Origin of the sequence: Delftia sp. ZNC0008, assembly GCF_000799035.1 — a bacterium.
In the GTDB taxonomy this organism is placed as follows: domain Bacteria; phylum Pseudomonadota; class Gammaproteobacteria; order Burkholderiales; family Burkholderiaceae_C; genus Comamonas; species Comamonas tsuruhatensis.
Genome location: NZ_JTKZ01000156.1, coordinates 25473 through 33640 on the forward strand (window position 1 = coordinate 25473; position 8168 = coordinate 33640).

Here is an 8168-nt window from a genome sequence, read left to right on the forward strand (position 1 = left end):
GTCAGACGGTAATGGTCCCGGTCAGATAACGCGCGCAATGGCCCGCCACCTCGACGCTGGCATCGGTCACCTCGCAAAACAGCGTGCCCGTGCGGCGAGAGGCCTGGTGGCCGATCAGACGGTTCTTGCCCAGCCTGCCCGCCCAGTAAGGCGCAAGCGCCGCATGGATGGAGCCCGTGACCGGGTCTTCCTCGCCGCCATTAGCGGGCCAGAAATAGCGGCTGACGAAGTCATACGAGGCGCCCGCATCCGCAGGCGCCGTCACCACCACGTCCAGCGGGCCCAGCGATTTGAGGCGCTCCAGGTCCGGCTTGACGGCTCGCACCTGGTCTTCGGTTGCGTAGACGGCCACGTAGGCCTGCTGGTTCACGAGATAGGCCGTGGGTGTGGGCGTCAGGCCTTCGCGCAGGGCTGCGGGCACCTCATCCAGCGGCTTGGCATCGCGGCGCGGGAAGGTCATGACGATGCGTCCGCCATCCTCCTGCGTGGCGGTGACCTTGCCCACGGCAGCGGCCCAGAACGTGATGCTGCGCAGCGCCGGGTCGGCCTCGAAGAGCACGAAGGCGCTCGCCAGCGTGGCGTGGCCGCAGAACGCGATCTCGGTCAGGGGGGAGAACCAGCGGATCTCGAAGGCGGCGCGCTCGCCACTCCAGACCAGGAAAGAGGTCTCCGAAAGATTGTTCTCGGCGGCAATGGCCTGCAGCGTGGAATCGGCAAGCCATGCATCCAGGGGAATGACGGCGGCCTGATTGCCCTTGAATCGTTCCGATGTGAATGCGTCGATGACGTGGATGGGGAGTTGCATTTGCAAAAGGCCTTTGGGGTCGGATTCGTGTGCAGCCCGTCATTGTTGTCTCTGTCTCCAATGGCTGCGCGCGGATTCTACGGTCCGGCAGGATGGAGCTGAGGCATGCATGCCCGGCATGCCGGCCCACGCGGCTGCGGGGCGCCGCGTGGGATGCCTCGCCCCATCCCTTGCTTGAAATGCCCGCTCCCGGCTGCAAGGCTCACTCAATGCCCAGAACCGTTTTCATGGCAGCCCAGGCCACGCCGTTCAGCCGGGTGGAATAGCTGAGCGCCTGGTCTTCGCTGGCAATGGCGGCAGGCAGGCGATAGCCGAATACGCTGCCGTCGAATTCCGTATAGCCCCGCGTCACGCCTTGCATGAAGGTCTTGCCAGGGAAGTCGGCAAAGCTCAGCAGGCGCACGCCCTGGGAGGTGGAGAGGGTGTAGGCGCTTTGCGAATGCACGGTGCAGGCGCCCAGATCGCTGTAGGCCGGAGGGGTGGACTCACAGCTGTAGAACTGGGCGTTGGCCGCATCGATGAAGGCCACGCGCAACACATGGTTGGCATCGACCGGCCCCGCCGCCCCGACTGTCGAGGCGCGCACGGTGGCTGGAGTCGACAGGTTCACCGCGCTGGCCGGGCGGCCGGCAATCATGGCTTCCAGCGTGGCGAAGCCGAAGCGGTCCGTGGCCGTGTTGTTGATGAAGGCCGGCGACCGGTTCAACTGCACCGACAGTGCAGTGCGCATCTGTGCGCCCTGCGGGAAGACGGCCGAGCCCAGCGTGGCAGGGTCCATTTCGATGGAGCGGTCATGGCGGATGCCCTCGGCCTGCAGCGTTGTGTCTCCGGTACGCAATTGCGTGATGACTTCGGCCATGGGCTTGCCGCTGACGTCCTGCGAAGCGGTGGTAAAGCCCAGGTAGGCGGTGGACTGGTTGCACAGCAGTGTGCGCGAGGGAACCCCCTGTGTCGTCAGGCGCGCAACGGAGCTGTCGCAGCGCGTCCATCCGGTGCTGGTGAGCGTGACGGACGGGAACAGCGCTTCCTGCGTAGTGGGTGCACCGTTGGTTTTTCCGCTGCGTGTCTCGAACTGGTGGGCAAAGCCGTCTGCCTGGACGACGCCGTCGGACCTGCGTTCACGCACGGAGTAGTTCTGCGCGTTGCCATAGTTCAGGAACGCCAGTTGGTTCGATGCCACGGCCGCTGCGCCAGGTGCCGTCACCTGAATAGGCACGCCCAACTCAAGCGCGTAGGCGGTGACCTTGGCGGCTGTGCGCGCGGTATCCGCAAGCACGGCGGCACTGGAGGCCGCGTCGCTCTGGTAGTCGTAGATCCTGGCGGCGTCGATGCCGAGCTGGCGGGCCACTGCAGCCTCGGCCACTTCCCTGGCCGTGCCGGCCGCGATGGCCTTTTGCACCAGGCTGGTCAGTGGATTGATCTGCGCGGATTTGCCAGCCGGTGCAGACAGCACGAACGCCTTGGCTGTGGCGGTGCTGGTGGGGTCCGCAGCGTCCACGGATTCGGGTGTGATGCGAGCCAGCACGGGAGCCTGGTTGAAGGCAGCGGTGGCTGCCGCATCGCCGGGTTCATAGGTCAGGCTGAACTTGCCGTCACTGCCGGTGGCCGCTGCGCTGGGCTCGCCCGTGTCGCAGGCTGCATTGGCGTTCAGATCCACGCAGACTGCAGCGTTGCGCACGGCCTGGTCGATGGCGACGGTGCCTGACAGCGTGATGGCCGGCTGTGTCACGGTGCCGCCGCCGGTGCCCCCGCCGCTGTCGGTGCCGCCGCTGCCTCCTCCACAGGCATAGAGGCTTGCAACAAGGCCGCACAGCAGCAAAGGGCGCACGGCGGGCAAGGAAGTGGATGCACTGGGGTGGATTTGCATGGTGTCGGTACAGGAATGTGGGTGGCAAGCCAACTCTATGTGTGACACGCAACAAACAAAATGATGCAATTGCACTATCCTGAAGCGCTGCCGGGGTGGGGCAAGAGGGTACGGCTCGCGCAACACCCGCCCGTGCAGTCGATCTCAACGTATCGAAGAGAGGCAGGCAAGCCACCATGGACGCTGCATACAACCACCTGCTGCTGAACCTCTACCGGCTATCGCACGAGCAGCCTGTCGAACATTTCCAGGACCAGGCGCTGGACCTGCTCAAACCCGTGCTGCCCTTCGACTCGGCCATGTGGGGCTCGGCCACCATGACGGCGGCCGGCATCGATATCCACACCATCCACCTTCACCGGCAGCCGCCCGAAATGCTGCAGGCCTATGAAGAGGTCAAGCACCTGGACACGGCGGCGCAGGCCGTCACCATGCATCCCAGCGAGACGCTGGCCTTCGAAGCGAGGACCTGGTTCAGTGGCCGGCATCAGGGGGCGCTGCGCGACTACGGCAGGCGCTTCGAGCAGTCGCACTTCTTCATCGGCGGGATGCTGAACCCGAGCACTCTTTACACGCGCTGGCTCACGCTGTTTCGCGCCCGCACGGATGCGCATTGCACCGAGGGCGAGCGCCAACTGCTGGCCGCGCTGCTGCCCCATGTGCAGCAGGCGCTGGAACTCAACCGCCTCACGCATCTGGGGCAGCTTCGGCAGGGCCTGGCCCGTGATCGGTTGGGCTCGGCACTGGCAGACCCGCGCGGCATCATCCACCACATGGACGTCGTCTTCGAGCACGCCTTGCGCGCCGAATGGCCGGGCTGGCAAGGTCCTCGCCTGCCTGCGGCCGTGCAGACTGCGGCACAGGGCGGCGCCCATCGTCTGGTGGCCCACACCCTGGTCATCACGCTGTTCACGCAGCACGGCCTGCTGTGGTTGCGAGCGCGCCCCCGGTGCGCAGCCGACGGGCTGTCCCCCCGCGAAGCCACGGTTGCCCGGCTTGTGGTCCGGGGCCTGACGCACAAGCAGATTGCAGTCCAGCTCCAGCGTGCTCCTGCCACGGTGCGCAATCAGATCCGCTCCATCTACGAAAAGCTGGGCATTGCCAACGTGGCATCGCTTGCCGAGGCACTCCGGCTGATGGATTGAGGCCAAGGCCCAGGAAAACCCTGGTGTAGTTTGCAAGTGCTTGTGAAAAATAGAATGAAGATTCGTTCTACGATCATTTCCCATGCAAGACGAGGCCTGGACCTTCTTTCCGCATGCGGGATCGCGCCATGTGCAGACGCTGCGCGTGGCGCTCAGGCTGTTCGTGGAGCGGGGCTTCTTCAATACCTCGATACAGGACCTGTGCGCCGAGGCCGGCGTGTCCATCGGTTTCTTCTACAACCACTTTGCCGACAAGGAAGGCATTGCGCGCGAGCTGTACCGGCATTTGCTGGCGCGCATGAATGTGCTGCTCGACGATATCGAGGAGCGGCACGCGGGCAGCGCCCAGCGCTGCCGCGAGGTGCTGCGCATGCTGTTCGGGCTGGCCGAGGCCGAGCCCGAGGCCATGGGCTTCGTGGTCAATGCGCGCCACCGCGAGTTTCTGCCCGACGAGCAGGCCATCTGCTCGGCCTCGGCCTTCGTGCGCATGCGCGGCTTCGTGTTCGCCGGCATGACCGATGGCGAGATCCGCCAGATGGAGCCCATGGTGGCGGCCAGCCTGATGTACGGCAGCGCGATCCGCATGATCTGCCTGCGGCTGGACGGCATCATCGACACGCCCATAGAGCCCCTGTTCGACGCGCTCTGGGACGGGGTGTGGCGATCGCTCAAGCCTGACTGAGCGGCGCATTTTCCGGCGCTGGCGCCGTGCGGCGCCAGCGGTTGTTCCACTGAGGCGAAAGCACAAGGAGTAGCAGGGATGGCGCATCACATCTTGATCATCGGAGGGGGCATTGGCGGCACCATGACCGCCAACCACCTGGTCAGCAAGCTGTATCCGGAGGTGGTCACGGGCAAGGTGCGCATCACCATGCTGTCGAACTCGCCCTGGCACTACTACAAGCCGGCCTTCATGTACGTGGCCTTCAATGCCTTCTTCCGCGACGAGTTGCGGCGCAGGCAGCGCGGCCTGCTGCGGCCCGAGATCGACTTCCAGGTGGAAGAGGTGGAACGCTTCGACTTTGCGCTGCAATCCGTGCACTGCAGGAGCGGCAAGCGCTTCGGCTACGACCATCTGGTGATCTCCACGGGCTGCGTGCCCTCGCCCGAGCGCATCGAAGGCCTGGCCGAGGCCGGCGACCACTTCTACCAGCACGCGCCCGCGCGGCAGCTGGCCGACAAGCTGTCGCGCATAGAAAAGGGCCGCATCTTCGTCACCGTCACCTTTCCCAAGACGCCCAATGTGCCGCACCAGTGCGGCATCGCGCCCATAGAGACCACGCTGATGCTGGACGACCTGCTGCGCCGGCGCGGCGTGCGCGACAAGGTGGAGATCGTCTACACCTATCCCACGGTCTCGCAGCTGCTGCGCAACTGCCTGTTCCTGCAGAAGGACACCTGCGAGATCCTGCCCACGGTGTTCGAGCAGCGCGGCATTCGCCACCAGCGCGGCTTCACGCTGGCGCGCGTGGACCCCGAGGCCAAGGTGGCCCACTCGGAAGAGGGCCAGGCCGAGGACTTCGACATCCTCATGGCCACGCCGCCCATACGCGCCGTGCAGGCCGTGCGCGACTGCGGCCTGTCGCAGGCGCAGGACGGCGAGGGCTGGCTGCCCACCGACCACGAGACCATGCAGGTGCTGGGCCAGAGCCATGTCTATGTGCTGGGCGATACGGTGGACCTGCCGGTGAGCAAGGCCGGCGGCGCCTGCCACAACCAGTCGCCCGTGGTGGTGAACAACATCGCCTCGCAGATCCGCTTCGGCCGCACCAGCGATGCCTACGACGGGCGCGTGGTGGCCATCGCCCAGATGGGCCTGGACGGCGGCATGCCGCTTTGGTACGACTACCAGGTCGACGTCAAGCCTACGCCGCCGACCAAGGTCGGCTCGATGATGCGCAAGGGCTTCAACCGCGGCATGTACTGGGCCGTGGCCCGCGCCCTGGTCTGAGGCCAGGGCCTTTGCATTGTCATTCCAAGCACGAAGACAAGGAGCACCGAGATGAACATCGCTTCCGACATTCCCGTGGCGCAGCCCGCCGCCGGCGGCCTGCTGCAGGACGACGCCGCGCTGCAGGGGCTGGCCGAACTGATGGGCAAGCTGGAGCCGCTGCTGGCGGGCCGGCGCCTGAACCGCGTGGTCGATCTGCTGTCGGCCACGGCGGACCTGGTGGACATGGCAGACGACTACATGGTCGAGAAGGTCGCCAAGGCCTTCGAGGATGGCGTGGGCGGGGCCTGGGCCGCGGGCAATGCCGCGCGCATGGCGGCGGCCCAGGTGCAGGCCATGGAGGAAACGCCCACCCTGATCGGCCTGATGCGCATGGCACGCGAGCCCGATGTGCGGCGCGGCCTGGCCTTCATGCTGGCCATGGCCGGCGCGCTGGGGCGCCAGCATGCCCACGATCCCATCGACTACGCGGCGGACTGAAACCCAGGGCCGAGCCACGGCCGCCCGGCAGCGCACGGGCTGCGGTGGTACAAACGCCGGGGGCGGATGTGATCCGCCCCTTTTCTTTTTGCCCATTGCCCGCCATGCCTTCTTCCTGTTCCTTGCCGGTGCTGCCGGCCGCTGTCCCTGACCATTGCAGGCCCCGCCGCACCGAGGGCAGGGCATGACCGCGCAGCACCTGAGCCGTGGCGACTGGGCGCGTGCGCTGCTGGTCATCCTGATCTGGGGCACCAACTTCGTGGCCATGAAGTTCGGTCTGCTGACGCTGTCGCCCATGCTGCTGAGCGCGCTGCGCTTCGTGGTGGCGTCGCTGCCCTTTTTGCTGTTCGTGCGCCCGCCCAAGTCGGTGGGCTGGCGCTATCTGGCCGCCTATGGGTTGGTGCAGGGCGTGGGCCAGTTCGGCATGCTGTTCCTGGGCCTGAAGCTGGGCATGCCGGCGGGCATGGCCTCGGTGGTGCTGCAGACGCAGGCCTTCGTCACGCTGCTGCTGGCCGCCTCCCTGCTGGGCGAGCCCGCGCGCCTGTGGCATTGGCTGGGCCTGGTGGTGTCGCTGGGCGGGCTGGTGGCCATTGGCAGCGCCCATGGCGAAGGCGACAACGCCATGACGCTGGCCGGCTTTTTGCTGACCGTGGGCGCAGCCTGCATGTGGGCCGTGTCCAACATGATCACGCGCTATGCGGCGCGCAGCGGCCCCTACGAGCCTTTCCCCTTCATCGTCTGGAGCAGCATCTTCCCCATTGCGCCGCTGATGGCCCTGGCCGTCTGGACCGATGGCGCGGATACGGTCGTGCAGCAACTGGCGGGGATCGACCTGACCGCCGTGGCCTCCATCCTGTACCTGGCGCTGCTGGCCACGCTGCTGGGCTACGGCCTGTGGACGCGCCTGCTGCAGCGCTATGCGGCCGGCACGGTGGCGCCGCTGTCTCTGATGGTGCCCGTGGTGGGCCTGGTCTCGGCCATGCTGCTGCTGGGCGAACGGCCTACCTTGATGCAGTGGATGGGCACGCTGGCCGTGCTGGCGGGCATGGTGATCAACCAGTTCGGCGGGCGCTGGCTGGCGGGGCGGGCGCGATAGGGGAAAAGGCGCCAGGGAGATGGTCGGGGCCGGTGGCAGGAGGCCGGCTTTGCATTTCTTTAAATGACTCGGGTAATAAAAATCATTATCATTCCTGCTCTTTGAAAGGCGGCGTGCTTCAGGCGCGCGGCCAACGCCCGGCGCCGCACAGACCTTGAACTGTTGTGGCGCCTTTGTCCGTCCGGGCCTGCGCGCGGTGTCTGCAGCGTCCGCGGTGTCCATGACGGGCAACGATCCGCAAGAAAGGTCATCCCCATGCAAGCCTCGACCCCGGGAGGGTCCTCTCCATCCTTGCTGCGCTACCGCGTGGCCGTGGCCTCGCGCGCCTTGGCGGCGATCGGCGGCGGCTATCTGCTGTCGGCCGCCTGCGCCGCCACGGGCGCGCGCGCCATGGTCTGGCTGGGCGTGGAACGGGCCGATGCGGCGCTGGGCTCGACGCTGCTGGCCTTCATCATCTACGCCGTGGCGGCCATGTGGGCCTTTGGCTGCGCCAGCGCCTGGCGTGCCTGGGCCGTGATCGGCCTGCCGGGCGCGGGCCTGGGACTGCTGGCCTGGATGCTGTCGAACGGAGCCGCCGCATGAGGGCAGACGGCAAACCCGAGGGACTGCGCCAGTCCATGTCCTGGCTGCACACCTGGAGCGGCCTGCTGCTGGGCTGGCTGCTCTACGCGGTGTTCTTCACGGGCACCCTGAGCTATTTCCGCGACGAGATCAACGACTGGATGCGGCCGGAGCTGCACGGCTCGGTGCAGGACGCCGACACCGCGCAGCGCGCACTGAACGCCATGCAGCGCATCGCGCCGGAGGCCACGACCTGGACGCGG

9 protein-coding genes are annotated in these 8168 nt (G+C 66.7%); 7 read left to right on the forward strand and 2 right to left on the reverse strand.

Annotated elements, in window-relative coordinates; translation table 11 throughout:
* Position 1: 1 nt before the first annotated feature.
* Both L995_RS05330 and L995_RS05335 read right to left on the reverse strand, forming a co-directional pair.
* Positions 2-805, reverse strand: coding sequence for a PhzF family phenazine biosynthesis protein (locus L995_RS05330; RefSeq protein WP_047469876.1), 804 nt, complete (start codon positions 803-805; stop codon positions 2-4).
* A gap of 202 nt (positions 806-1007) precedes the next feature.
* Positions 1008-2672 (reverse strand): hypothetical protein, encoded by a 1665-nt coding sequence (locus tag L995_RS05335; RefSeq protein WP_047469879.1) that lies wholly within the window; start codon positions 2670-2672, stop codon positions 1008-1010.
* A 176-nt stretch (positions 2673-2848) separates the two neighbouring features.
* Here L995_RS05335 and L995_RS05340 point away from each other — a divergent pair, with 176 nt between their 5' ends.
* From L995_RS05340 to L995_RS05370, 7 genes are all read left to right on the forward strand, one after another.
* Positions 2849-3817 carry a helix-turn-helix transcriptional regulator gene (locus tag L995_RS05340; RefSeq protein WP_016449747.1) on the forward strand — a complete coding sequence of 323 codons (969 nt, stop codon included), beginning with the start codon at positions 2849-2851 and terminating at the stop codon, positions 3815-3817.
* Positions 3818-3899: 82 nt separating this feature from the next.
* The gene (locus L995_RS05345) at positions 3900-4499 is read left to right on the forward strand and encodes a TetR/AcrR family transcriptional regulator (RefSeq protein WP_012204257.1); all 600 of its coding nucleotides are present in this window, start codon (positions 3900-3902) and stop codon (positions 4497-4499) included.
* A 78-nt stretch (positions 4500-4577) separates the two neighbouring features.
* The gene (locus L995_RS05350) at positions 4578-5768 is read left to right on the forward strand and encodes an NAD(P)/FAD-dependent oxidoreductase (protein WP_047469884.1); all 1191 of its coding nucleotides are present in this window, start codon (positions 4578-4580) and stop codon (positions 5766-5768) included.
* A gap of 51 nt (positions 5769-5819) precedes the next feature.
* A complete protein-coding gene (locus L995_RS05355) occupies positions 5820-6248 on the forward strand; it encodes a DUF1641 domain-containing protein (RefSeq protein ID WP_012204259.1) in 429 nt (142 codons plus the stop codon).
* A 184-nt stretch (positions 6249-6432) separates the two neighbouring features.
* Entirely contained in the window at positions 6433-7344 is a 912-nt protein-coding gene (locus tag L995_RS05360; RefSeq protein WP_047469887.1) for an EamA family transporter, read from the forward strand.
* A 255-nt stretch (positions 7345-7599) separates the two neighbouring features.
* Positions 7600-7926 (forward strand): DUF3649 domain-containing protein, encoded by a 327-nt coding sequence (locus L995_RS05365; protein ID WP_012204261.1) that lies wholly within the window; start codon positions 7600-7602, stop codon positions 7924-7926.
* Positions 7923-8168: PepSY domain-containing protein (locus L995_RS05370; protein ID WP_047469891.1), on the forward strand; the 246-nt coding region annotated here is incomplete at its 3' end. The genes L995_RS05365 and L995_RS05370, both read left to right, overlap by 4 nt.

Coding starts and splice junctions, on each gene's coding strand:
- L995_RS05330 (WP_047469876.1), bottom strand. CDS start 805: ATGCAACTCCCCATCCACGTCATCGACGCATTCACATCGGAACGATTC.
- L995_RS05365 (WP_012204261.1), top strand. CDS start 7,600: ATGCAAGCCTCGACCCCGGGAGGGTCCTCTCCATCCTTGCTGCGCTAC.
- L995_RS05335 (WP_047469879.1), bottom strand. CDS start 2,672: ATGCAAATCCACCCCAGTGCATCCACTTCCTTGCCCGCCGTGCGCCCT.
- L995_RS05350 (WP_047469884.1), top strand. CDS start 4,578: ATGGCGCATCACATCTTGATCATCGGAGGGGGCATTGGCGGCACCATG.
- L995_RS05345 (WP_012204257.1), top strand. CDS start 3,900: ATGCAAGACGAGGCCTGGACCTTCTTTCCGCATGCGGGATCGCGCCAT.
- L995_RS05360 (WP_047469887.1), top strand. CDS start 6,433: ATGACCGCGCAGCACCTGAGCCGTGGCGACTGGGCGCGTGCGCTGCTG.
- L995_RS05355 (WP_012204259.1), top strand. CDS start 5,820: ATGAACATCGCTTCCGACATTCCCGTGGCGCAGCCCGCCGCCGGCGGC.
- L995_RS05340 (WP_016449747.1), top strand. CDS start 2,849: ATGGACGCTGCATACAACCACCTGCTGCTGAACCTCTACCGGCTATCG.